Genomic DNA, 22,436 nt, shown 5'->3' on the forward strand with positions numbered 1-22,436 from the left:
GCAACAGGTGGCGGGAATGATGTCGCCCCACCCTCACCGCGATGCCGCAGCGCACCAAAACTGCCTGATTTTTCAGCAATCGCAGGGAATACTATATCGATCAATCACTTAGTCCGCTTGTCCGGCGCTTATCCACAGCCGATCCACAGCACTGTCCCGCATCCATGTGGAAAGCGGTCGACTTTCGCCGGGCGGTCGGTGCGAGGGGCCGCTTCGGCCACCTTCCTCCCCCCAATCACCCGTTTGCCCGGTTTTTAGGCAGGACCCCGATCCCCGTTATGGATCAACGGCTTAGGCGGCTTCTCAGAACGCTGTCCACAGCGGGTCCACAGTCCTGTCCCGCCCGGCTGTGGACAGTGGCGCCGGGCCGGCATCCGCGCTCCCGCGCCGCCGGGGTGCATCGCGCACCTGCCGCGTTTGCCTGTTTTTTGTGCAACACCCCGGACCCCCTTTCCAATCAAGGACTTAGCCCGCTTTTCAGGCAGCTTTCCACAACCCGTCCACAGCACTGTCCCGCGCCAGTGTGGAAAGCCGCACAGACAGCCGCGCAAGCCGCCCGGGGCAGGCCGACGCGCGCCCGAGACAGCACGCGCGCGAGTGTCTTGCCGCGCGCCGAGGGGCGGGTTAGAGTGGCGCCTGCATTTTTCGAGCATTGCCGCGGCGCGCCGGTCCATCGGTGCGCAACAAAGGCTGCCGCGCATTGGCGGTACCGCACCGGTACCTCGCTGTCCGTTTCGGGTCTGTTGGTTCTGTAGATTTCGGGGGTCCACGTGTTTTCCATCATTCAAGCGGCCGGCTGGCCGATCTGGCCACTGCTGCTCGCCTCGATCATTGCCCTCGCGCTGATCGTCGAACGTTTCCTCACCCTCAAGCGCAGCAAGGTGCTGCCGGCCCGCCTGTACGAGGAGGCCCTGTCGGCCGCCCAGCAGCGCAAGGCCACGCCCGAGGTGGTGAACAATCTCGAAAAGAATTCCCCGCTGGGCCGCGTGCTGGCCGCCGGCCTGCGCCATGTGGTGCTGCAGCCGCATACCTCGCGCGATGCCGCCAAGGATGTGGTCGAGGAAGCCGGCCGCGCCGTGGCGCACGAGCTGGAGCGCTACCTGAACGCGCTCGGCACGATTGCCTCGGTGGCCCCGCTGATGGGCCTGCTCGGCACCGTGATCGGCATGATCGAGATCTTCGGCAGCCAGGGCGGCACCGGCGCCAACCCCGAGCAACTGGCACACGGCATCTCGGTGGCGCTGTACAACACCGCTTTCGGCCTGATCGTGGCCATTCCGGCGCTGATCTTCTGGCGCTACTTCCGCCGCCGCGTGGACGACTACGTGGCCGAACTGGAATTCCGCGCCACCACGTTCCTCGACGCGATCCTGCCCCAGCGGCGGGCCTGAGCCGCGGGGAGCCGCCATGCATTTCCGTTCCCGCCAGCGGCGCGAGGAGCCCGAGATCAACCTGATCCCGCTCATCGACGTCCTGCTCGTGATCCTGATCTTCCTGATGATCACGACCACCTATTCGCGCTACACCGAGCTGCAGATCCAGCTGCCCACCGCCGACGCCGAGCGCGCCCAGCAACGGCCGAGCGAGATCGTCGTGTCGGTCTCGGCCCGTGGCGTCTACTCGGTCAACAAGCAGGTGCTCGAACAGAAGGACGTAACGAGCCTGGCCGACCAGCTGCGCAACGCGGCCGGTCCCATCGGCAACGGCCCGCCGCCCGTGGTCATCGTCAATGCCGATGCCCAGGCGAGCCATCAGGCCGTCATCAATGTGATGGAGGCCGCACGTGTGGCCGGTCTGTCGCGCCTGACCTTCGCCACGCAGAGCACCCAGCCGCGCTGACCTGAGGTTGCATCCCCAGCGGCCCACGCCGGCGGCGCCGGGCCGCTGGTGTACCTGGTGTACCATCCGCACCGGGCTTGCGGCGTGCGCCGCGCAATGCCCATAATGTCTGCATACTGATCGATGGGGCGCCAGCCGGCGCGCCGTCGCCGAATTCCGTCCGCCCTATCGTCGCCTCCGCCGCCCGCATGCCCGCTCCCCGACACGCCGTAGCCGACTTCGTCACCGCCCAGTGGCAGCGCCGCGGCTGGTTCGCGTGGCTGCTGTGGCCGGCCTCGCTGCTGTTCGGCCTGATTGCCCGGGTGCGCCGGCACGGCTATCTCAACGGCTGGTTCCAATCCACCCGGATGCCGATGCCGGTGATCGTGGTGGGCAATGTCACCGTGGGCGGCACCGGCAAGACGCCGGCCGTGATTGCGCTGGCGCGCGCGCTGACCGAGGCGGGGCTGCGGCCCGGCGTGGTCTCGCGCGGCTATGGCGTGTCGCTGAAGCATCCGCGCCGCGTGAAACCCACCTCGCAGGCCAGCCAGGTGGGCGACGAACCGCTGCTGATCGCGCGGGCGACCGACGTACCGGTCTGGGTCTATCCGGACCGCGCGCTGTGCGCGCAGACCATGCTGGTGTCCCACCCCGGCGTGAACGTGCTGCTGCTCGACGATGGCCTGCAGCACTACAAGCTCCAGCGCGACTTCGAGATCGTGATGTTCGACACCCGCATGGGCGGCAACGGCATGCTGCTGCCGGCCGGCCCGCTGCGCGAGCCGCTGACCCGCCCGCGCGACGCCACGCTGATCAACGACCCGCACTTCCGCGCCACGCCGGACAAACCCGATGTCTACGGCATGCGCCTGGAACTCGACGATGCCTGGCAGCTGAGCGACCCAACGATGGTGCGCCCGCTCTCCGCCTTCGCGGGGCGGCGCGTGCTGGCCGCGGCCGGCATCGGCAATCCGGAACGGTTCTTCGCCAGCCTGCGCGGCGCCGGGCTCCAGCCCGCCACGCTGCCGCTGCCGGACCACTACGACTTTGCCGAGGACCCCTTCGCGGACCACCCGGCGGCGCTCGATGCCGACGTCATCCTGATTACCGAAAAGGATGCCGTAAAATGCGACCGCTTCGACGACCCGCGCATCTGGGTCGTCCCCACCACGCCCGTGATCGACGCGGGCCTGATCGACAAAATCCGCCGCGCCGTGCAGGCGCGCAACCCGGCTCTCGCCACGCCCGTCACCGTGGGGCAAGCCGCCCCCGCAGCAAACGGGGCGACGACCGGGCTCGACAAGGAATCCCACGATGGACAACCGGCTGCTTGAAATCCTCGTCTGCCCGCTCTGCAAGGCCAAGCTCGAATACGACCGCGCCGCGCAGGAACTGATCTGCCACGCGGACAAGCTGGCCTACCCCATCCGCGACGGCATTCCGGTCATGCTGGCCGATGAAGCGCGCCAGACCGTGCCGGGCCGCGTGGTGCCCGTGGAGCCGTCCGCCCCGGCCGCCGGCAACTGAGTTTTCCCGCGATGAGCATTCCCGCCTTTACCGTCGTGATTCCGGCCCGGCTCGCCTCGACGCGCCTGCCGAACAAGCCGCTCGCCGATATCGGCGGGCACCCGATGATCGTGCGCGTGGCCGAACGCGCCCACGCCTCGTCCGCGCGCCGTACCGTGGTGGCCACCGATGCCGCCGCCGTGGCGGACGCCTGTGCCGCGCACGGCGTGGAGGCGGTGATCACGCGGGCCGACCATCCGTCCGGCACCGACCGCCTCGCCGAAGTGGCCACCCTGCTGGGCCTGGCCGACGACGACATCGTGGTCAACGTGCAGGGCGACGAACCGCTGATCGACCCGAACCTGATCGACGAGGTGGCGCTGCACCTGGCCGCCCACCCCGATTGCGCAATCGCCACGGCGGCGCACCCGCTCCATGACGTGGCCGAGGTGTTCAATCCGAACGTGGTGAAGGTGGTGTGCGACAACCTGGGCCGGGCGCTGTACTTCTCGCGCGCGCCGATTCCGTGGGCGCGCGATGCCTGGGCCGCCGTGCCCACCCAGCCTGCGGCCACCGCCAGCGTGCCGCTGCCGGCCATGCCGGTGCTGCGCCATATCGGCCTCTATGCCTACCGGGCTGGCTTCCTGCGCCGGTTTCCGACGCTGGCCGTCGCCCCGATCGAGCAGGCCGAGGCCCTCGAACAGCTACGTGCCATGTGGCATGGCGAGCGGATTGGCGTGCTGGTGACGGGGGCGGCACCCGCCCCCGGCGTGGACACCCAGGCCGACCTCGAACGCGTGCGTGCCCTGTGGGCCGGCAGCGTGGCGCAGGAAGGTCCGTGACAGCATTCCTGCACGGAAGTTCATACTGCTGCAACCTGAACGGAATCCGAACCGTACTGCCCGTGGCATAATGCTTGCCGAAACAGAGCCCGTGGGCGCGTGTGCTGCGCGTCCGCACAAGGCTCGGTGGGGAGATAGAGAAAGCGAGCCAGACCGTGAGCCCCGCTGCCTTCGGCAGCCGAGTGCGCCCGGGCGCCAACCAAGACGTGACGCCGGCATTACCCGCCGGCGTAAGTCCTGCGTCAAGTTGCGGCGTTACCCTCCTTCGATACCCCCGCAAGACCGAATTCAAATTGTTCTGAGGACCCGTAAATGCGTTTGATCCTGTTGGGCGCACCTGGCGCCGGCAAAGGCACGCAAGCCAAGTTCATCTGCGAAAAGTTCGGCATTCCGCAAATCTCCACGGGCGACATGCTGCGCGCCGCGGTGAAGGCCGGTACGCCGCTGGGCATCGAAGCCAAGAAGGTGATGGACGCGGGCGGGCTGGTGTCCGATGACATCATTATCGGCCTGGTGAAGGACCGTCTTAAGGAGTGCGACTGCGAAAAGGGCTATCTGTTCGATGGCTTCCCGCGCACCATTCCGCAGGCCGAGGCGATGAAGGAAGCCGGCGTGGCCATCGACTACGTGCTGGAGATCGACGTGCCGTTCGACGCCATCATCGAGCGCATGAGCGGCCGCCGCGTGCACGTGGCCTCGGGCCGCACCTATCACGTCAAGTTCAACCCGCCCAAGCAGGACATGCTGGACGACGTGACCGGCGAAGCGCTGATCCAGCGCGACGACGACAAGGAAGAGACCGTGCGCAAGCGCCTGGACGTGTACTCGCAGCAGACCCGTCCGCTGGTCGACTACTACTCGAACTGGGCCGCCAACGGTGATGCGTCGGCCAAGGTGTCGCCGCCCAAGTACCGCAAGATCGTGGGCGTGGGCGATGTGGACAAGATCACGGCCTCCGTGTTCGAAGCGCTGAAGTAAGCGCGCCACACCGCTGCACCAGAAAAGAAAAGGCGACCTCCGGGTCGCCTTTTTCCGTTCGTGCGTTCGTTTTTTATCCTCCCGGCTTTCCCATAACGCTCGATTTACGTTAACGTAAACGGCAATCTGACCACAGCAAATCAAGGAGACAGGCGGATGGACATCCAGAACAACGTATTCATCGTCACTGGCGGCGCATCGGGATTGGGCGCGGGCACCGCGCGGATGCTGGCGCAAGCCGGTGGCAAGGTCGTCATCGCCGACCTGAACGAGGCGGCTGGCACCGCGCTGGCCGAGGAACTGGGCGGCCAGTTCGTGAAGTGCGATGTGGCGTCCGAAACGGATGGCCAGGCGGCTGTCGATGCCGCGCTGAAGCTGGGCCGGCTGGCCGGGCTGGTCAACTGTGCGGGGATCGCCGTGGCGGCCAAGACCGTCGGCAAGGATGGCCCGCACCCGCTCGCCTCGTTCGAGAAGACCGTGCGTGTCAACCTGATCGGCACGTTCAACATGATCCGGTTGGCCGCCGCTGCCATGGTGCGCAACACACCGGACGCCGATGGCGAGCGCGGGGTGGTCATCAACACCGCCTCCGTGGCGGCGTTCGACGGGCAGATTGGCCAGGCGGCCTACGCGGCGTCCAAGGGCGGCGTGGTCGGCATGACGCTGGCCATCGCCCGCGACCTGGCGCGCGACGGCGTGCGCTGCATGACCATCGCCCCGGGCCTGTTCGAGACCCCGATGCTGATGGGCATGCCGCAGGAAGTGCAGGACGCGCTCGGCCGGATGGTGCCGTTCCCCCCGCGTCTGGGCCGCCCGGCGGAGTACGCGAAGCTGGTGCACGCCATCGTCGTCAATACGATGATGAACGGCGAAGTGATCCGCCTCGACGGCGCGATCCGGATGCAGCCGAAGTAAGTAAGAGCGCTGCTACGCCGCCGGCAGCAGCATGCCGAGCATCAGGCCCGGCGCCGCTGGCGGCACCATCGTCAGTTGTTCGAAGGTAAGCAGGCCGCGCGTCGGGTGATGAAACCCGCGCCGGCCGCCCTGGCGCTCCTCCACATCCTGCGAGGCCCAGGCCGCGCGAAACGCCGCGCTCTCCGCCCGCAGTCCCTCCACCAGCGCCCGCGTCGGCGGGTCTTCGGCATGGCGCAGGCTGTGCACGCGGAACTCCGCCACCAGCCGCGCCGCCCGGTGCGGCCAATCCTCGACCAGCGCCTGCAAGGCCGGCGACAGGAACATCGCGCGCATCAGGTTGCGCTCCGTACTGGCCGGATCGAGCCAGCCGACGAACAGGTCTGCCGCCGCCGCGTTCCACGCCAGCGCATTCCATTGCCGATCGAGCAGATAGGCCGGCCCGGCGACGGCGTGCACGCTGGCCAGCAGCGCGGGCGGCACGGCGGGTTCAGCGTCGTCACGCGGCGCGGGACGCCCCGCCAGCGCGAACAGGTAGGCGTGCTCGGCGCGCGAGAGCCGCAGCGCCTGGGCCAGGCTGGTCAGCGCGCGGGCGGACATCGACACTGGCCGGCCCTGCTCCAGCCATGTCACCCAGGTGGCGCTGAGACCGGCCAGTTGCGCCACTTCCTCGCGGCGCAGGCCCGGCGTGCGGCGGCGCCGGCCGGGCGGCAGGCCCACATCGGCAGGGGTGAGGCGCTCCCGGTGCGCGCGCAGGAAGGCGCCGAGTTCGGCTTCGCGCGATGTGGGTGTCGATGGCTCAGGCATGGTGGTGCTTCTTATACCAGGATAAATCGGTCACTTGTACCGGGAAAACGTGCCGTCTACAGTACGTGAACCCTTGGGCCCAAGGCAAGTTTTCTCCCGTCCAGATAGAACAATGAGGCACCCCATGCAACAGCAGGAACTCGTCGCGGCGCAGTTTGGCGCCACCGCCCAGGCATATCTCACCAGCGCGGTCCACGCCCAGGGCGCGGATCTCGACCAACTCAAGGCCGCCCTCGCCCACCTGAAGCCGGTGGGCCACAGCCGCGTGCTCGACCTGGGCTGCGGCGCCGGCCATGCCAGCTTCGCGGCGGCGACGCAGGCCAATGCGGTGGTGGCGTACGACCTGTCGCAGTCCATGCTCGACGTGGTGGCAGGCGCGGCACGTGAGCGAGGACTGACAAACATCACCACGCAGCAGGGCGCGGCCGAGACGTTGCCGTTCGCCGATGCCAGCTTCTGCGCCGTGGTCTCCCGCATGAGCGCCCATCACTGGCGCGACGTGCCCGCCGCGCTGCGCGAGATCCGCCGCGTGGTGAAGCCGCAGGGCAAGCTGGTGATGATCGATATTGCCGGCGCCGACGATCCGCTCTGCGATACGTGGCTCCAGTCGGTGGAGTTGCTGCGCGATCCCTCCCACATCCACGACTATTCGCCCACGCAATGGGCGGTGCTGTGCGAGGCGGCGGGGTTCGACGTGACGGTGTCGCCGGTCTGGCGGATCGAACTCGATTTCGATTCCTGGGTGGCGCGCATGCGCACGCCCGAGGTGGCGGTGGCCGCCATCCGCCATCTCTGGCAGCAGGCGCCTGCCGAGGTGCGCGAGCGCTACCGGGTGCAGCCGGACGGCAGCTTCTCGCTGGAGGCGGTCATGGTGACCGCCACGCCGCGCATCGGATAAGGCGGTTAACTAATTAGTCAGTACCGCTTCGGCCGGAATCGGCAGCGTCTGGACCATCTGCCAGACTGCTGCCGCCGCCGGCGAGAGCGAGCGGTCCTCGCGCCGGACCATGACGATGCTGCGCTCTTCGCGCGGCGTGAGCGGGCGCGACACCAGCGGCGACGCCTCCGGCAGCGGCAGCGAGAACGACGGCAGCACCGACGCCCCGATCCCCGCCTCTACCATCCCGAACACGCTGGCCGAATGGCCCAGCTCCTGCACCACATGCGGCGCCACGCCATGGCGCGCGAAGATCCGGTCGATCAGCGGCCGGCTGCCGGACGCGAAATCGAGCAGCACCAGCCGCTGGCCATGCAAGGCGGTCCACGAAACCGATTCGACGTCCGCCAATGGGTGATCCCGGCGACACACAAAGCAGAACGGATCGGTGGCCAGCGGGGCGATGGTCAGCCCTTCCCGCGCCATCGGATCAATCAGCACGCCGAAGTCCACCGCGCCGGCGCGGATCTGCTCCAGGCCATCGGCCTGCACGTTGTCGCGCACGAACAGGCGGATCTCAGGGTATTGACGTGCGCATTCCGCCACATACATCGGCATCAGGCGGGCGGAGATAGTGGGTGCACTGGCGATCACCACGCGACCCCGGTAGCGCTCGCCCAGTTGGCGGGTTTCCTCTAGGGTGTCGTCCAGCTGGCCGAGCAGCCGCTCCAGTGCCGGCACCAGCGCCGTACCGGCATCGGTCAGCACCACCTCGCGCGTGGTGCGATCCAGCAGCCGCACGCCAAGTGCTTCCTCAAGCTCAGCCACGCCCCGGCTCACCGCCGGCTGCGTGAGGCCGACGGCATCCGCCGCCCGGCTGAAACTGCCATGCGCCGCCACCGCCAGAAAGACCCGCAACTGCCGCAATGTGTAATTCATGCAACGATCAGATGAATCAATACGATAAATGAATTTGCATTCTAGACGCCGTTCGCGTCCAATACCAAGCGGAAACCCTTAAGCACTATCCCCAATGTCCGCCATCCTGACTCCCTTCAAAAAGCTCTACGACCTGATCGACGGCTTCGTGCTGATCATGCTGACCGCGATTGCGGTGGCGCTGATCGCCCCCGAGGTCGGCACCGGCGACGGTCCGCTGCACCTTGGCATTGTCACCAACCTTGGCGTCGCGCTGGTGTTTTTCCTGCACGGCGCAGCGCTCTCGCGCGACAAGCTCGTGGCCGGCGCGCGTCACTGGCGCCTGCACGTGTTCGTCCAGGCGTTCACCTACGTGGTGTTCCCGGTGGTGGGCGTGGTGCTGATGTTCGCGCTGCGCGACACGCTGCCGGCAGACCTGCTGCTCGGCGTGTTCTTCCTGTGCGTGCTGCCGTCCACGGTGTCCTCGTCGGTAGCCATGACGTCGATGGCGCGCGGCAACGTGCCGGGCGCCATCTTCAACGCCACCATCTCGGGCCTGATCGGCATGGCGCTCACGCCGCTGCTGATGGGCCTGGTGATCAGTGCTTCCGGCACCGGCAACATGCCGCTGGGCCGCGCGCTGACTGGCGTGGCGCTGCAACTGCTGCTGCCGTTCGCACTGGGCCAGCTGGCCCGTCCGCTGATCGGCAACTGGCTGGCCAAGAAGAAGCAGATCACCAGCAAGATCGACCGTGGCGTGATCGTGCTGATCGTCTATTCGTCGTTCTGCGATGCCACGGCCGCCGGCCTGTGGCACCAGTACCACTGGCAGACCATCGGCGCGGTGATGGGTATCGCGGCGATCCTGCTGATCGTGGTGCTCGGGGCTACCACCTTCGTCGCACGCCGCCTGGGTTTCTCGGTGGAAGACGAGATCACCGCGGTGTTCTGCGGCTCGAAGAAGAGCCTGGCGAACGGCATTCCGATGGCCAAGATCCTGTTCGCGGGCCATCCCGCGCTGGGCCTGCTGGTGCTGCCGCTGATGGTCTACCACCAGTTGCAACTGATCGTCTGCTCGGTGATCGCCGGCCGCTACGCCAGCCGCGACGACGCCCCCGAGGCGCGCGGCACGGCCCGCGCCTGAGTCTAAGTCTGAGTCTGAATCTTTTCCGCATGACAAAAGCGGCGCCCTCGGGCGCCGCTTTTTGTTTCTGACCAGTACGAAAGAAGGCTTACACCGACGGGTTTTTCGCCAGCGGCGGGTTCTTCGCGAAGTACGCCTTGATGCCACGCAGGATGGCGTTGGCCAGCTGCTCCTGGTGCGCGTCGTCGTTGAGCTTGCGCTCCTCTTCCGGGTTGCTGATGAAGGCGGTCTCGATCAGGATCGACGGAATGTCCGGCGCCTTGAGCACGGCAAACCCGGCCTGCTCCACGCTGCCCTTGTGCAGCTTGTTGATGCCGCCGATCTCGCCCAGCACGGCCTTGCCGACCTGCATGCTGTCGTTGATCTGCGCCGTGGTGGAGAGGTCCAGCAGCACGCGCGCCACCTGGGCATCCTTGTTGCCCATATTGGTCCCGCCAATCAGGTCGGCGTTGTTTTCCTTGTTGGCGAGCCAGCGGGCGGCCGAGCTGGACGCCCCCCGTTCGGACAGCGCGAACACGGACGCCCCGCGCGCCTCGGGCGACAGGAAGGCATCGGCGTGGATCGACACAAACAGGTCGGCCTGCACGCGCCGCGCCTTCTGCACGCGCACGTTCAGCGGCACGAAGAAGTCCGAGTCGCGCGTCATCATCGCGCGCATATTGGGCTGGGCGTCGATCTTGGCGCGCAGCCGGTGCGCGATCTGGAGCACCACGTCCTTCTCGCGCGAGCCCGCCGCGCCAATGGCGCCGGGGTCCTCGCCGCCGTGGCCGGGGTCCAGGGCCACGGTCAGCAGGCGGCGCATCTTGAACTGGCTGGGCGGCGGCACATTGGTCTGGGCCATCGGCGGCGGCACCGGTGGCGCCGAGGGCGCGGAAGGGGCCGAAGGCTTGGGCCTGACCTGCGCGACAGCCGGCGGCGGCGCCGTGGTGGCGGGCGGCAGCTGGTTCTTGTCATCGAACTTGCGCACCAGCGCGCCAATCGCATCTTCCTCGGCCCCGGGCGGTGCGCCGGCCACGCCCTCGCTGCCCGCCGCCGGCGGGTTCTGGGCGAAGCGGCGCTGCTTGTCCTCGGTATCGCGCACCAGCTTCCAGAGCGGATCGGGCGGATTCACCGGGTAGAGATCGAACACGAGCCGGTTGCGGTAGTTGCCGATCGGGGCCAGCGTGAACACCTGCGGCGAGACGTCCTCCTTGAGGTCGAACACCATCCGCACCACGCGCGGCCGGTTCTGGCCCACGCGCACGGTCTGAATATAGGGGTCGTTGGTGCTGATCTTGGCCACCAGCTCGCGCAGCGTGGGCGAGAGGTCAAGGCCGTCGATATCCACCACCAGGCGGTCCGGGCTGCGGATCATCTGGTGCTGCGCGGCCAGCGGCGCATCGGACTCGATGGTCACGCGCGTGTAATCCTCGGCAGGCCAGACGCGCACGGCCACGATGCCGGCGCCGCGCGCGATCTGCGGGCCGACGAGGGTCAGCACCACTGTGCCGGCGCCAAACCGCGCAGCCTGCGCCATCCACTTGCGCCGGGCCTGCAGCAGTCCGTCGGGTCCATCGGGTCGGTCGGTGGCGAGTCGCTTGATCAGCATGCGTTCAGCAGGATAAGTCCAGTGGGAGTATAGGCCCGCAGCGTGGCCATGCGGGGGTCGGCGCCTTCCGGATCGGCGCCCGCGGCGGATTCCAGCGCGCGGATGTCCGATTGGAGCAACACGTGGAGGTCCGGTTCCCCAAGCAGGCGGCCCGCCTTTTCCGGCCATTCGACGAGATTGAACGCCGGCTCGGCGAAACAGTCGCGGAATCCGGCGTCGAGCCACTCCTCGGGGTCCGCGAAGCGGTACAGGTCGAAGTGGTAGACGGTGAGCGGCGAGCCATCGGCGCGGGCCACTTCGTAGGGCTCGCACAGCGTGTAGGTGGGGCTGCGGACCTTGCCGGCGTGGCCCAGCGCGCGCAGCACCGCGCGCGAGAGCGTGGTCTTGCCCGCGCCCAGGTCGCCCGAGAGCTGCACATGCACCGTGCGCGGCGGCATGGCCTGCACCGCGGCGGCCAGCGCGGCGCCAAACCGTGCGGTGGCGGCCTCGTCCGGCAGCGTCAGGATGCGTTCTTCGAGCAGGGGCATTGCGTACAATTCAGGAATGATCGATGTCGCAGCACCCGCCCCCACTGAAATCTCGCCACAGGCGCCACCGGATCTGGCCGCCCTGGCGCAGTCCATGCGTGCCTGGGGCGCGGCGCTTGGCTTCGATGCGATCCGCATCGCCGATGTCGATCTGCGCCACGCGGAAGCGGGCCTGTTGGCGTGGTTGCAGGCGGGCTACCACGGCGACATGGATTATATGGCCAACCACGGCACGCGGCGCGCCCGGCCGGCCGAACTGGTGCCGGGCACGGTGCGGGCCATCGTCGCCCGCATGCCCTATCTGCCTGCTGGGGGGGCCGACAAGGGCCCCGACGACTGGCGCGGGCACGAACTCGCGCGGCTCGACGATCCTTCCACGGCCGTGCTCTCGCTCTACGCCCGCGGCCGCGACTATCACAAGGTGCTGCGCAACCGGCTCCAGCAACTGGCGGCGCGCATCGAGCAGGCCATTGGCCCGTTCGGCTACCGCGTGTTCACCGATTCCGCGCCGGTGATGGAGGTGGCGCTGGCCAGCCAGGGCGGGCTGGGCTGGCGCGGCAAGCACACGCTGCTGCTGGACCGCGACGGCGGCTCGATGTTCTTCCTCGGCGAGATCCTGGTCGACCTGCCCCTGCCCGCCGACGCGCCCGAGACCCCCCACTGCGGCAACTGCCGCCGCTGCATCGATATCTGCCCCACGGCCGCCATTCTGGAGCCGTACCGGCTCGACGCCCGGCGTTGTATTTCTTACCTGACCATCGAGCACAAGGGGTCGATTCCCGAGGAATTTCGCGCGCCGATGGGCAACCGCGTCTATGGCTGCGACGACTGCCAGCTGGCCTGCCCGTGGAACAAATTCGCGCACCGGGCCACGCTGCCCGACTTCGACGTGCGCAACGGCTTCGACGCGCCCGACATGGTCGACCTGTTCGGCTGGACCGAGGCCGAGTTCAACCAGCGGCTGGAAGGCAGCCCGATCCGCCGCATCGGCCATGAACGCTGGCTGCGCAACCTCGCCGTGGGGCTGGGCAACAGCCTGCGCGCGGCGTCCGGCACCGATGCGGCGCTGGCCGGGCGCATCCGCGCCGCGCTGCGGGGCCGGCAGGACACCGCCACGCCACTGGTGCGCGAGCATATCGACTGGGCACTGGCCCAGGACCCCTCCCCGACTTCCTCTAGCTGACCAGCGCCAGCCAGAACGGCGTGGTGACGATGGCAGCAATGGTCATCAGCGAGATCGTCGCCGCCACCATCGGCCCGTTGCCGCCCATGCGCACGGCGAGGATGTACGCGCTCGACGCCGTGGGCAGCGAGGCGAACAGCACCACGATCTGGTACTGGAGCACCGTCAGCGGCAGGTAGCGTCCGGCCAGCCACGCGAAGGCCGGCATCGCCAGCAGCTTCACGCCGCACCACCACGCCACCGGGCCGACGGTGCCCGTGGCGCCGCGCATCTGCAGTCCCGCGCCCACCGTCATCAGCCCCAGCGCCGTCGAGGCCGAGCCGAGCCGGCTCAGCGTCATCGCCACCACTTCGGGCGGATGCAGGCCGAGCAGGTTGGTAATCAACCCGCTCGCCGTGGCCAGGATCAGCGGATTGCGCGCCAGTTCGCGCAGCAGCCGCGACTCGCCGTGCCGCGCCAGCGCCCACACCGCCACCACGTTGCACAGCGGTACGGTTACGCCGACGACCAGCGCCATCAGCGCCAGCCCCTCGCTGCCGCCCAGCCGCGACGCCAGGGCCAGCCCGATATAGGAATTGAAGCGGAACGCGGTCTGGAGCCCCGAGGCGAAGTCCAGCGGGGCCGGCCGCAGCACGTACTTGACGAGGTAGCCCGTGACCACGCCGAACGCCGTGGTGGCCAGCGCCAGCCCGAGCATGGCCGAAGTGGAGGAGAAGTCGAACCTGGCACTGTTCGTGGATTGCAACAGCAACGCCGGGAACAGGACGAAGTAGACCAGACGTTCCACGCCGGACCAGAACGCGCGGTCGAACGGCGTATAGCGGACCAGCAGCCAGCCGATCAGGATCAGGCTGAAGTCCGGCACCAGCAGCAGTGCTGAAGACATGTCTCTTTAGTTTTTATGGCACAACAGACCACCCTTGTGACGCATGCGACAGCCGGGATCGCGGGCGGGGACCCCTCACGGCAGGCACGGTCAAATGTGCGGACTAGGGCAGATACGGATGGGTATTGTTCCAGAACTCCGGCAACATGACATGCCAAATCTCGTCTTGCCCGCCGCACCCATGAAGTACCCCGCCCGCCGGTCCACCGCTCTGCGCAGACACGCCGCCGCACTGGCCGTGGCCGTGGGGCTGCTGTCGCCGCTGTCGGCCATCTCCACGCATGCCATGGCGATGGAGATCGAGGGGGTGCGCTTCGACGACGCCACACGCGTCGGCGGCAAGGAGTTGCAGCTGAACGGCGCCGGGCTGCGCGCGGTGTTCGTCATCAAGGGCTACGCGGCCGGGCTGTATCTGCCCGAGCGCGCGCGCAACGCCGCCGTGGCGCTGGGCACGCACGGGCCCAAGCGGCTGCAGATCCGCCCGCTGCGCGAGGTGGAGTCCGATGCCTTCGTCAAGGCGCTGAACTCGGGCCTGCGCGAGAACCACTCCGAGCCGCAGCTGAAGCTGCTGGCCGACCGCCTCACCCAGCTCGAACAGAACATGACCCTGGTCGGCACGGCACGCCGGGGCGATGTCATCAACTTCGACTACGCCCCCGACAGCGGCACCGTGGTGGCCGTCAACGGCATCCCGCGCGGGCGGCCGATTCCGGGCGAGGACTTCTACCAGGCGGTGCTGCGCATCTTCCTGGGCGAGCATCCGGTGGACCGCGAGCTCAAGCGCGGCCTGCTGGGCGGCTGAATCCGCAACGCCGCCGGCGCAACGCTCGCCGGCGTTTTATGACCTCCCCGGGCGCGATCCGTCCGGGTTTCAGAACGGGAGACTCTCTTCTCATGCACGCTCGTAAAACCGCACTGACCCTGGCCGTTGCCGCCATCGCCTCGGTGGCCTCCGTGGCCCACGCGCAGAGCTTTCCGACCAAGCCGATCCGCCTGATCATTCCGTTCGCGCCGGGCGGCACCACCGATATCGTGGGCCGTGGCGTGGCCGACCAGATGAGCCGCATCCTCGGCCAGCCCGTGGTGGTGGAAAACCGCGCCGGCGGGGGCGGCTCGATCGGCGCCGACGCCATCGCCAAGGCCCCGCCCGATGGCTACACCATCGGCATCTCCACGGTCTCGACCATGGCCGTGAACCCGGCCTGCAACCCGAAGCTGTCGTACGACCCGATCAAGGACTTCAAGCCCATCACGAACGTGGCCAACGTGGCCAACGTGATCGCCGTGAACCCGAACTTCCCGGCCAAGGACTACAAGGAGTTCCTGGCCGTGCTGAAGGCCAACCCGGGCAAGTACTCGTACGCGTCGTCGGGCACCTGCGGCTTCGGCCACATGCTGGGCGAGCAGTTCAAGGTCTCGACCAAGACGTTCATGGTGCACATTCCGTACCGTGGCGCGGGCCCGGCGCTGAACGACGTGCTGGCCGGCCAGGTGCCGATCATGGTGGACAACCTGCCGTCGTCGATGCCCTACATCAAGGCCGGCAAGCTGCGCGCGCTGGTGGTGGCGTGGGACAAGCGCGTGGACGGCCTGCCCAACGTGCCGACCTTCGCCGAAATGGGCCTGAAGGAGCCGAATGACCCGGCCTGGTACGGCCTGGTGGCGCCCGCCGGCACGCCGGACGACGTGATCGCCAAGCTGAACGCCGCGGCCGTCAAGGCGCTGCAGGACAAGGACTTCGTCCAGCGCCTGCGCACGGCCGGCGCCGAGCCGTCGGGCAACACCCCGGCCCAGCACGCCGCCGAGATCAAGAAGGAATTCGACAAGATGAAGACGCTTGTGAAGGTGCAGAACATCAAGCTGGAGCAGTAAGCCGCTTGAGACTGGCTCCCCTCGCCCCAAGGGAGACGGGAGCCAGTGGTTGGAAATCGGCATAAAATCCGGGGTCATCACCCCAGCCGTCCGCCAGCCATGTCCCACCGCTTCGATGCCATCCTGCCCGCGCCTTTCGGCAAGATCGGCGTGCGTGCCGATGGCGAGCACGTCCACGAAATCGTCTACCTGCCCGACAGCTTCGACCTGATCGCCCCGGCCAGCGCCCTCGCGCGCCGCGTGGCCGCGCAGCTGGACGCCTACTACGCCGACCCCGACACCGTGTTCGACCTGCCGCTGGCCCACCGCGGCACCGCGTTCCAGCGCAAGGTCTGGGACGCCATCTCGGCCGTGCCGCGTGGCGGCCTGACCACCTACGGCACCATCGCCAAAAGCCTGCAAAGCATGCCGCGCGCCGTGGGGCAGGCGTGCGGGCAGAACTGGTTTCCGGTGGTCATTCCCTGCCACCGCGTGGTGGCCGCTAACGGGCTGGGGGGCTTCGCCCATCATGGCGAGGAAGGCTTCCACCTCGGCGTGAAACGCTGGCTGCTGCGCCACGAGGGCGCGATGCTGCTATGAGCGATGTTGTGCACGCCGAGGCGCCGGCCGGCACCGATCCCAGCGCCGATCTCGCGCTGGTGGATCAATTCTGCGACGCGCTGTGGCTCGAAGACGGCCTGTCGCGCAACACCATCGACGCCTATCGCCGCGACCTGGCCCTGCTGGCGCGCTGGCTCCATGGCGCCGCCCACGGCAAGCTGCTGGGCGTGGATGACACCCTGCTGTCCGCCTACTTCGCCGCGCGCCACCTGGAGACGCGCGCCTCGTCGGCCAACCGGCGGCTCACGGTGTTCCGCCGCTTCTACCAGTGGGCGCTGCGCGAGCACATGATCCAGGCCGATCCATGCCTGCTGCTGCGCCCCGCCAAGCAGCCGCCGCGCTTTCCGAAAACGCTCTCCGAAGCCCAGGTCGAGGCGCTGCTCGAAACCCCCGATACCGCCACGCCGCTGGGCCTGCGGGACCGCACCATGCTCGAACTGATGTATGCGAGCGGGCTGCGGGTGTCCGAGCTGACCAGCATGAAGACCGTGGAAATCGGCCTGAACGAGGGCGTGGCGCGCATCGTGGGCGGCAAGGGCAACAAGGAGCGGCTGGTGCCGTTCGGCGCGCAGGCCGGTGACTGGCTGCGCCGCTATCTGGCCGAGTCGCGCCCCGCGCTGCTGGCCGGCCGCGCCTGCGACGCGCTGTTCGTCACCCAGCGTGGCGAGGGCATGACGCGCCAGACCTTCTGGCACCTGATCAAGAAACACGCGCGCGAGGGCGGCATCCATGCGCCGCTTTCGCCACATACGCTGCGGCACGCCTTCGCCACGCACCTGCTGAACCATGGCGCCGACCTGCGCGTGGTGCAACTGCTGCTGGGCCATGCCGATATCTCCACCACGCAGATCTACACGCACGTGGCGCGCGAGCGCCTGCGCGAGCTGCATCTCCACCACCATCCGCGCGGCTAGCCCCCAGCCGCGCCGCGCCTCATGAGCAAAGCGAAACACATCTCCGAGACCCCCGCCACGCAGATGCTGCGCCGGCATGGCGTGGATTTCGGCGAGCATCCCTATGAATATGTCGACCACGGCGGCACCGGCGAGTCCGCCCGCCAGTTGGGCGTGCCCGAGCACGACGTGGTCAAGACCCTGGTCATGGAGGACGAGCGCGCGCAGCCGCTGATCGTGCTGATGCACGGCGACTGCTCGGTCTCGACCAAGAACCTGGCGCGGCAGATTGGCTGCAAGAGCGTGCAGCCGTGCAAGCCCGAGGTGGCGCAGCGCCACAGCGGCTTCATGGTCGGCGGCACGTCGCCGTTCGGCACCAAAAAGCGGATGCCGGTCTATGTGGAGGCGGGCGTGCTGGCGCTGGAGCGGATCTATATCAACGGCGGGCGGCGCGGCTATCTGGTCAGCATCGCGCCGGAGGTGCTGACGCGGCTGCTGGATGCCAGGCCGGTCGAGTGCGCGCTGCCGGACTGAAATCGGACTGAGTCGGGACTGAGCCGGGACTGAATGCTGCCTCACTGACTGAGGCGCGCGGGCGCGCTACAATCGCGCCAGCCCGAAACCCCCAAAAAATTCCCCTGCAATGGTCAACCTGCTATTCGCCGTCGTCGCCTACCTGATCGGGTCGGTGTCCTTTGCCGTCGTGGTCAGCAAGCTCATGGGTCTGCCGGACCCCCACAGCTACGGCTCGGGCAACCCCGGCGCCACCAACGTGCTGCGCACGGGCAACAAGAAGGCTGCCATCCTGACGCTGATTGGCGATGGCCTGAAGGGCTGGTTCGCGGTCTGGCTGGCCCGGCACTTCGGCCCGGGCTACGGTGTGGAGGACTCGGGCGTGGCGCTGGCGGCGCTGGGCGTGTTCCTGGGCCACCTGTTCCCGGTGTTCCACCGCTTCGCGGGTGGCAAGGGCGTGGCCACGGCCGCCGGCATCCTGTTCGCGATCCATCCGCTGCTGGGCGCCGGCACGCTGGCCACGTGGCTGATCATCGCGTTCTTCTTCCGCTATTCGTCGCTGGCCGCACTGATATCGGCCATCTTCGCGCCGTTCTTCTACGTGCTGATGTTCGGCGTGGACATCATCACCGGCGCGGTCTTCGTCATCAGCGTGCTGCTGGTAGTGCGCCATCGCCAGAACATCGCCAAGCTGCTGGCCGGCAAGGAAAGCCGTATTGGCGAGAAGAAGAAGGTCTAGGTTTGCCTACGCGGCCTGCGCCAGCGCCGCGAACGGGAACACCATCTCCACACGCAGGCCGCCGTCGGGCCGGTTGAGCAGCATCAGCCGCCCGCCAGCCTGCCGCACCAGGCGGTCCACAATGGCCAGCCCGAGCCCCGAGTGGGCATTGCCGCCGCGCGCCGGGTCCAGCCGCACGAACGGCAGCGTCACGCGCTCCATCGCCTCTTCCGGAATCCCGGGTCCCTGATCTTCCACCGTCAGCCGCCAGCCATCCGGCGCCCGCGCCGTCGCCACGCAGACGGGCGGCGCGCCGTAGGCATAGGCGTTATCGACGAGGTTGCCGATGATGCGGTCGAGCTGGGTGGCGATCATCCGGAAGCCCTCGCCGGCAGTCAGCTCCAGCACCACGGTACGGTCCTGCTCCTGCAGCGACAACGCCAGTTCGCCGATGCGCTTGTCCACTGGCACCGGGCGGGCAGTCGGCTCGCTGCTCTGGGCGAAGCTGAGGAACTGCTCGACGATCGCCGCCATGGAATCCACATCGCGGGTCACGCCGGCGGCCGCCTTGGGGTCGGACAGCATCTCGGCGCGCAGCCGCAGCCGCGCCAGCGGCGTCTTCAAGTCATGGGCGATGCCGGCCAGCATGGTGTTGCGCTCCTGGTCAATGCGCGCGAGGTCCGCCACCATCCGATTGAAACGCACGATCAGCTGGCGCAGCTCATGCGGCCCGCGCTCGCGCAGCGGCTTGACCGCGTGCTGGCGGGAAAGCTGCTCGGCGGCCTCGGCCATGTCGCGCACCGGGCGCTGGATCTGCCACGCAATCAGCAGCGCGAAGACGATCGCCACGCCCACCACCAGCACCACACCGGGCAGCATGCGGTTGTCGGGCGGGGGATTGTGCACGAACAGGATCGGCATGGCGATCCACTGCGCGCGCGTGGGCAGCTTGATCCAGAGGCGCGGCGTGGTCTCGTCCTCAAGCCGGATCTGCGTGCCGGCGGGCAACTGGCGTACGAACTGCTCCACCAGCCGGCGCGGCCGGCCCGGCGCCGGCTCGGCCGAATGCTCGTCAGCCGCGGCGGTGTCGGCCACCTCGATCAGGCTGGGCAGCGCCACCGGCGGCTTCGCGTCGAGCGCGCGCTCGATGCTCTTCAGCTGGAACATCATCTGCTCCACCGAATAGTCGATCTGCTGCTGCCGGCGGTCCATGCGCAGGATGGCCAGCCACGAGAAATGGCTGATGAACAGCACGGCCGCGATCAGCAGCGCCATGCGGCCGAACAGGGTGTCGATCCTCAGCTTCATTGCGGGATGCTGTCCTCGGCTTCGTCAGGCACGAAGGTGTAGCCCCGGCCCCGTACGGTCTGGATATAGCGCGGACGCTGCGCGTCTTCGTCGAGCAGGCGGCGCAGGCGCCAGATCTGCACGTCGATGCCGCGGTCGCTGATGCCGCTGGAACTGCCATACATCAGCTCGACGATGCGTTCGCGCGAGAGCACTTCCAGCGGGTGCGACAGCAGCAGCTTGAGCAGCGCGAACTCGGTATCGCTGATCTGCACCGCCTGGTCGCTGCGCAGCAGCGTGCGCAGCCGGAAATTGACCCGGAACGGGCCAAACGCCACCGACTCGCGGTCCTCGGGCGCGGCGGCCGGGCGCGCCAGCTTGCGCCGCAGCACCGCGTTGATGCGCGCCAGCAGCTCACGCGGCGAGAACGGCTTGCCGAGGTAGTCGTCCGCGCCGATCTCAAGGCCGACGATGCGGTCGATCTCGTCGCTGCGCGCAGTGAGCAGGATCACCGGGATGTCGTCGTTCTTGGCGCGCAGGTTGCGCAGCGCGGTCAGGCCGTCCACCTTCGGCATCATCAGGTCGAGCACGATCAGCGCCGGCCGCTCGCGCTCGAGGCGGGCCTGGAGGCCGTCGCCATCGTGCAGGACCGAGACGGCAAAACCCTGGCTGGTCAGGTATTCGCGCAGGAGGTCGCGCAGTTCGGGATCGTCGTCGACGACGAGGATCTGGGTAGGCTGGTTCGTTCGCATAGCCACATGATAGTCAGGCCGGCGCCGCCACATGGCGATTTGCCCCGACCGTTTTGTTTCCGGAGGTTACACCCAGCGCCATCGTAATCCGATGTAATAAAAACGGGCAGCCACGAAATAGGTGGGATGGCGGCGGCACATTATCCTTCAGGCCATGGCACCGCAGCGGTGCCCGCCTGATGCGGCATACTGCTGCAACTTCGCCGCCATAGGGGGCCGAATGCCCCATATGCCGAGCAAGCCCGTAGGTACGCCCATCGTCGTGCCGTCCCCAGGATTCCCGGTCTATGTCCAGCCCCGAACAAGGTCAATCTCTTCCGCCCGCCCCGCCGCCCGCCCCGCCGCGTCCACCCCGCCCGGCCCGCCCGGCCCGCCGCCGCACCTGGATCGCCGTGGCTGTCATCGTCGTGCTGGCCGGCGTCGGCTGGTACTGGCACAGCCACCGGCAGGCCGCGCAGGAGGCCGGCGCGGCCACCGGCGGCGCCAGCGGCCCCGGCGCGGGCCGCCGGATGGGCCCGGGGGGCCCGGGGGGCCCGGGAGGTCCGGGGGGCCCCGGCGCGCAGCCGCGCTCTCCGGTGGTGGTCAATACGGTAGCCCGGCGCGATATGGACGTGGTGCTCAACGGCCTGGGCAACGTGACGCCGGTGACCAACGTCACCGTGCGCGCCCAGGTCTCGGGCCCGCTGCTGAAGGTGCTATTCAAGGAAGGCCAGATGGTCAAGGCCGGCGACGTGCTGGCGGAGATCGACCCGCGTCCGTTCCAGGCCACGCTCGACCAGGCCGCGGGCCAGCTCGCGCGGGACCAGGCGCTGCTCCAGAACGCCCGGCTGGACCAGCAGCGCTACAAGACGCTGCTGGCGCAGGACTCCATCTCCAAGCAGCAGGTGGATACCCAGGACGCGCTGGTGCGCCAGTACGAGGGCACCGTGAAGACCGACCAGGGCAATGTGGATAACGCGCGCATCCAGCTCGGCTATACCCGGATCGTGGCGCCCACCTCGGGCCGCATCGGCCTGCGCCAGGTGGACCCGGGCAACATCGTCAGCACCAGCGACACCAACGGCATCGCCCTGATCACCCAGATCCAGCCGATTGCCGTGCTCTACACGATTCCCGAGGACAACCTGCCGGCCGTGCTGAAGAAGCTCAACGCCGGCGAGAAGCTGCCGGTGCAGGCGTGGGACCGCCAGGTGCGCAACCAGCTGGGCGAAGGCACGCTGCTGACCACCGACAACCAGATCGACACCACCACGGGCACCGTCAAGCTCAAGGCGATCTTCCCCAATGCGGACGGCATGCTGTTCCCGAACCAGTTCGTGAACGTGCGCACGCGCGTGGACACGCTGGTAGACGCCACCGTAATCCCCGTGGCCGCCATCCAGCGGGGCCAGCAGGGCACCTTCGTCTATGTGGTGGGCGATGACAGCCAGGTGAAGGTGCAGGTGGTCACGCTGGGGCCGACCGACGGCACCCATACCGCCGTCATGAAAGGATTGGAGCCGGGCCAGCGCGTGGTCGTGGACGGCGCCGACCGCCTCAAGGAAGGCATGATCGTGGAAGCCGTGGACCCGGCCGCGCGTGCCGCCGCCACCACGCCGGCCAGTTCCCCACGCGGGCGTGGCCGGCGCCATGGCGGCGCCAGCGGGGCCAGCGGGGCACACGCCGGGGCCAGCGATGCCGCCGGCGCCGGTGGGGCGATGGGCGCCTCCGGCGCTGCCGCCCGCCGTCCGCGCGACACCGACACCAACCCGAACCCGACCACCAACACGCCGGCCAACCCCACCGGCACCGTCGGCCAACGGCCGCAGCAGTAAG

At 68.4% G+C, this 22,436-nt stretch carries 24 protein-coding genes; 17 read left to right on the forward strand and 7 right to left on the reverse strand.

What is annotated here, in order from left to right:
- The first annotated feature begins 770 nt into the window (after positions 1-770).
- The 7 genes from AB4120_RS10950 (at position 771) to AB4120_RS10980 (ending at position 6,059) form a co-directional block, all read left to right on the forward strand.
- Positions 771-1,391, forward strand: a complete 621-nt coding sequence (locus AB4120_RS10950) for a MotA/TolQ/ExbB proton channel family protein (protein WP_144197329.1) — start codon at positions 771-773, stop codon at positions 1,389-1,391.
- Between the two features lie 16 nt (positions 1,392-1,407).
- Complete coding sequence (locus tag AB4120_RS10955) at positions 1,408-1,839, forward strand: ExbD/TolR family protein (RefSeq protein WP_144197328.1); 432 nt, start codon at positions 1,408-1,410, stop codon at positions 1,837-1,839.
- Between the two features lie 188 nt (positions 1,840-2,027).
- Positions 2,028-3,152, forward strand: a complete 1,125-nt coding sequence (gene lpxK / locus AB4120_RS10960; protein WP_441642230.1) for a tetraacyldisaccharide 4'-kinase — start codon at positions 2,028-2,030, stop codon at positions 3,150-3,152.
- Positions 3,133-3,345: a Trm112 family protein gene (locus AB4120_RS10965; RefSeq protein ID WP_092298073.1), complete on the forward strand. Its 213-nt coding sequence runs from the start codon at positions 3,133-3,135 to the stop codon at positions 3,343-3,345. Before lpxK ends, AB4120_RS10965 begins: the two co-directional genes overlap by 20 nt.
- An 11-nt stretch (positions 3,346-3,356) precedes the next feature.
- Positions 3,357-4,166 carry a 3-deoxy-manno-octulosonate cytidylyltransferase gene (gene kdsB / locus AB4120_RS10970; RefSeq protein ID WP_441642231.1) on the forward strand — a complete coding sequence of 270 codons (810 nt, stop codon included), beginning with the start codon at positions 3,357-3,359 and terminating at the stop codon, positions 4,164-4,166.
- A gap of 312 nt (positions 4,167-4,478) precedes the next feature.
- On the forward strand, positions 4,479-5,144 hold the full coding sequence (gene adk / locus AB4120_RS10975) for an adenylate kinase (RefSeq protein ID WP_144197325.1): 666 nt from the start codon (positions 4,479-4,481) through the stop codon (positions 5,142-5,144).
- A 156-nt stretch (positions 5,145-5,300) separates the two neighbouring features.
- Positions 5,301-6,059, forward strand: coding sequence for a 3-hydroxyacyl-CoA dehydrogenase (locus AB4120_RS10980; protein ID WP_144197324.1), 759 nt, complete (start codon positions 5,301-5,303; stop codon positions 6,057-6,059).
- A 12-nt stretch (positions 6,060-6,071) separates the two neighbouring features.
- On the opposite strand, the gene AB4120_RS10985 is transcribed toward AB4120_RS10980, so the two are convergent.
- Positions 6,072-6,878, reverse strand: a complete 807-nt coding sequence (locus AB4120_RS10985; RefSeq protein ID WP_392388517.1) for a helix-turn-helix transcriptional regulator — start codon at positions 6,876-6,878, stop codon at positions 6,072-6,074.
- A 109-nt stretch (positions 6,879-6,987) separates the two neighbouring features.
- Between AB4120_RS10985 and AB4120_RS10990 the strand changes: the two genes are divergently transcribed.
- Positions 6,988-7,761 carry a class I SAM-dependent methyltransferase gene (locus AB4120_RS10990; RefSeq protein ID WP_149136615.1) on the forward strand — a complete coding sequence of 258 codons (774 nt, stop codon included), beginning with the start codon at positions 6,988-6,990 and terminating at the stop codon, positions 7,759-7,761.
- A 9-nt stretch (positions 7,762-7,770) separates the two neighbouring features.
- Here the strand turns inward: AB4120_RS10990 and AB4120_RS10995 are convergent, their stop codons facing one another.
- Positions 7,771-8,679 (reverse strand): LysR family transcriptional regulator, encoded by a 909-nt coding sequence (locus AB4120_RS10995; protein WP_149136616.1) that lies wholly within the window; start codon positions 8,677-8,679, stop codon positions 7,771-7,773.
- Positions 8,680-8,773: 94 nt separating this feature from the next.
- Between AB4120_RS10995 and AB4120_RS11000 the strand changes: the two genes are divergently transcribed.
- Entirely contained in the window at positions 8,774-9,802 is a 1,029-nt protein-coding gene (locus AB4120_RS11000; RefSeq protein ID WP_149136617.1) for a bile acid:sodium symporter family protein, read from the forward strand.
- An 88-nt stretch (positions 9,803-9,890) separates the two neighbouring features.
- On the opposite strand, the gene AB4120_RS11005 is transcribed toward AB4120_RS11000, so the two are convergent.
- Together AB4120_RS11005 and tsaE are read right to left on the reverse strand one after the other, a co-directional pair.
- Positions 9,891-11,390: an N-acetylmuramoyl-L-alanine amidase gene (locus AB4120_RS11005; protein ID WP_149136618.1), complete on the reverse strand. Its 1,500-nt coding sequence runs from the start codon at positions 11,388-11,390 to the stop codon at positions 9,891-9,893.
- Complete coding sequence (gene tsaE, locus AB4120_RS11010; RefSeq protein WP_149136619.1) at positions 11,384-11,917, reverse strand: tRNA (adenosine(37)-N6)-threonylcarbamoyltransferase complex ATPase subunit type 1 TsaE; 534 nt, start codon at positions 11,915-11,917, stop codon at positions 11,384-11,386. Before tsaE ends, AB4120_RS11005 begins: the two co-directional genes overlap by 7 nt.
- Positions 11,918-11,933: 16 nt before the next feature.
- On the opposite strand from tsaE, the gene queG reads away from it, so the two are divergent.
- Positions 11,934-13,100, forward strand: coding sequence for a tRNA epoxyqueuosine(34) reductase QueG (gene queG, locus AB4120_RS11015; protein WP_441642232.1), 1,167 nt, complete (start codon positions 11,934-11,936; stop codon positions 13,098-13,100).
- Here queG and AB4120_RS11020 read toward each other — a convergent pair.
- On the reverse strand, positions 13,093-13,986 hold the full coding sequence (locus tag AB4120_RS11020; protein WP_441642233.1) for an AEC family transporter: 894 nt from the start codon (positions 13,984-13,986) through the stop codon (positions 13,093-13,095). The two genes, queG and AB4120_RS11020, sit on opposite strands and share 8 nt — an antisense overlap.
- Before the next feature lie 151 nt (positions 13,987-14,137).
- Here AB4120_RS11020 and AB4120_RS11025 point away from each other — a divergent pair, with 151 nt between their 5' ends.
- The 6 genes from AB4120_RS11025 (at position 14,138) to plsY (ending at position 18,603) form a co-directional block, all read left to right on the forward strand.
- A complete protein-coding gene (locus AB4120_RS11025; protein WP_149136622.1) occupies positions 14,138-14,788 on the forward strand; it encodes a chalcone isomerase family protein in 651 nt (216 codons plus the stop codon).
- 92 nt (positions 14,789-14,880) lie between these two features.
- A complete protein-coding gene (locus tag AB4120_RS11030) occupies positions 14,881-15,858 on the forward strand; it encodes a tripartite tricarboxylate transporter substrate binding protein BugE (protein ID WP_144197314.1) in 978 nt (325 codons plus the stop codon).
- Between the two features lie 99 nt (positions 15,859-15,957).
- Positions 15,958-16,437 carry a methylated-DNA--[protein]-cysteine S-methyltransferase gene (locus AB4120_RS11035; RefSeq protein WP_149136623.1) on the forward strand — a complete coding sequence of 160 codons (480 nt, stop codon included), beginning with the start codon at positions 15,958-15,960 and terminating at the stop codon, positions 16,435-16,437.
- Positions 16,434-17,372, forward strand: a complete 939-nt coding sequence (xerD, locus tag AB4120_RS11040; protein WP_149136624.1) for a site-specific tyrosine recombinase XerD — start codon at positions 16,434-16,436, stop codon at positions 17,370-17,372. The genes AB4120_RS11035 and xerD overlap by 4 nt, the downstream gene beginning before the upstream one ends.
- A 21-nt stretch (positions 17,373-17,393) precedes the next feature.
- Positions 17,394-17,885 carry an aminoacyl-tRNA deacylase gene (locus tag AB4120_RS11045; RefSeq protein WP_144197311.1) on the forward strand — a complete coding sequence of 164 codons (492 nt, stop codon included), beginning with the start codon at positions 17,394-17,396 and terminating at the stop codon, positions 17,883-17,885.
- A gap of 109 nt (positions 17,886-17,994) precedes the next feature.
- Entirely contained in the window at positions 17,995-18,603 is a 609-nt protein-coding gene (gene plsY / locus AB4120_RS11050; RefSeq protein ID WP_149136625.1) for a glycerol-3-phosphate 1-O-acyltransferase PlsY, read from the forward strand.
- A gap of 6 nt (positions 18,604-18,609) precedes the next feature.
- Here plsY and AB4120_RS11055 read toward each other — a convergent pair whose 3' ends face one another.
- A complete protein-coding gene (locus tag AB4120_RS11055; protein ID WP_149136626.1) occupies positions 18,610-19,890 on the reverse strand; it encodes an ATP-binding protein in 1,281 nt (426 codons plus the stop codon).
- Positions 19,887-20,621 carry a response regulator gene (locus AB4120_RS11060; protein ID WP_149137582.1) on the reverse strand — a complete coding sequence of 245 codons (735 nt, stop codon included), beginning with the start codon at positions 20,619-20,621 and terminating at the stop codon, positions 19,887-19,889. Before AB4120_RS11060 ends, AB4120_RS11055 begins: the two co-directional genes overlap by 4 nt.
- Positions 20,622-20,908: 287 nt before the next feature.
- Between AB4120_RS11060 and AB4120_RS11065 the strand changes: the two genes are divergently transcribed.
- Positions 20,909-22,435 (forward strand): MdtA/MuxA family multidrug efflux RND transporter periplasmic adaptor subunit, encoded by a 1,527-nt coding sequence (locus AB4120_RS11065; RefSeq protein ID WP_441642234.1) that lies wholly within the window; start codon positions 20,909-20,911, stop codon positions 22,433-22,435.
- The last annotated feature ends 1 nt before the right edge of the window (position 22,436 follow it).

It is taken from the genome of Cupriavidus sp. 2KB_3, from assembly GCF_052115685.1.
Classification (GTDB): Bacteria; Pseudomonadota; Gammaproteobacteria; order Burkholderiales; family Burkholderiaceae; genus Cupriavidus; species Cupriavidus campinensis.

Excerpts from the sequence above, each read along its gene's own strand:
- AB4120_RS10955 (WP_144197328.1), top strand. The coding sequence starts at position 1,408 with ATGCATTTCCGTTCCCGCCAGCGGCGCGAGGAGCCCGAGATCAACCTG.
- lpxK (WP_441642230.1), top strand. The coding sequence starts at position 2,028 with ATGCCCGCTCCCCGACACGCCGTAGCCGACTTCGTCACCGCCCAGTGG.
- AB4120_RS10965 (WP_092298073.1), top strand. The coding sequence starts at position 3,133 with ATGGACAACCGGCTGCTTGAAATCCTCGTCTGCCCGCTCTGCAAGGCC.
- kdsB (WP_441642231.1), top strand. The coding sequence starts at position 3,357 with ATGAGCATTCCCGCCTTTACCGTCGTGATTCCGGCCCGGCTCGCCTCG.
- adk (WP_144197325.1), top strand. The coding sequence starts at position 4,479 with ATGCGTTTGATCCTGTTGGGCGCACCTGGCGCCGGCAAAGGCACGCAA.
- AB4120_RS10980 (WP_144197324.1), top strand. The coding sequence starts at position 5,301 with ATGGACATCCAGAACAACGTATTCATCGTCACTGGCGGCGCATCGGGA.
- AB4120_RS10990 (WP_149136615.1), top strand. The coding sequence starts at position 6,988 with ATGCAACAGCAGGAACTCGTCGCGGCGCAGTTTGGCGCCACCGCCCAG.
- AB4120_RS10995 (WP_149136616.1), bottom strand. The coding sequence starts at position 8,679 with ATGAATTACACATTGCGGCAGTTGCGGGTCTTTCTGGCGGTGGCGGCG.
- AB4120_RS11000 (WP_149136617.1), top strand. The coding sequence starts at position 8,774 with ATGTCCGCCATCCTGACTCCCTTCAAAAAGCTCTACGACCTGATCGAC.
- AB4120_RS11005 (WP_149136618.1), bottom strand. The coding sequence starts at position 11,390 with ATGCTGATCAAGCGACTCGCCACCGACCGACCCGATGGACCCGACGGA.
- tsaE (WP_149136619.1), bottom strand. The coding sequence starts at position 11,917 with ATGCCCCTGCTCGAAGAACGCATCCTGACGCTGCCGGACGAGGCCGCC.
- queG (WP_441642232.1), top strand. The coding sequence starts at position 11,934 with ATGATCGATGTCGCAGCACCCGCCCCCACTGAAATCTCGCCACAGGCG.
- AB4120_RS11020 (WP_441642233.1), bottom strand. The coding sequence starts at position 13,986 with ATGTCTTCAGCACTGCTGCTGGTGCCGGACTTCAGCCTGATCCTGATC.
- AB4120_RS11025 (WP_149136622.1), top strand. The coding sequence starts at position 14,138 with ATGCCAAATCTCGTCTTGCCCGCCGCACCCATGAAGTACCCCGCCCGC.
- AB4120_RS11030 (WP_144197314.1), top strand. The coding sequence starts at position 14,881 with ATGCACGCTCGTAAAACCGCACTGACCCTGGCCGTTGCCGCCATCGCC.
- AB4120_RS11035 (WP_149136623.1), top strand. The coding sequence starts at position 15,958 with ATGTCCCACCGCTTCGATGCCATCCTGCCCGCGCCTTTCGGCAAGATC.
- xerD (WP_149136624.1), top strand. The coding sequence starts at position 16,434 with ATGAGCGATGTTGTGCACGCCGAGGCGCCGGCCGGCACCGATCCCAGC.
- AB4120_RS11045 (WP_144197311.1), top strand. The coding sequence starts at position 17,394 with ATGAGCAAAGCGAAACACATCTCCGAGACCCCCGCCACGCAGATGCTG.
- plsY (WP_149136625.1), top strand. The coding sequence starts at position 17,995 with ATGGTCAACCTGCTATTCGCCGTCGTCGCCTACCTGATCGGGTCGGTG.
- AB4120_RS11055 (WP_149136626.1), bottom strand. The coding sequence starts at position 19,890 with ATGAAGCTGAGGATCGACACCCTGTTCGGCCGCATGGCGCTGCTGATC.
- AB4120_RS11060 (WP_149137582.1), bottom strand. The coding sequence starts at position 20,621 with ATGCGAACGAACCAGCCTACCCAGATCCTCGTCGTCGACGACGATCCC.
- AB4120_RS11065 (WP_441642234.1), top strand. The coding sequence starts at position 20,909 with ATGTCCAGCCCCGAACAAGGTCAATCTCTTCCGCCCGCCCCGCCGCCC.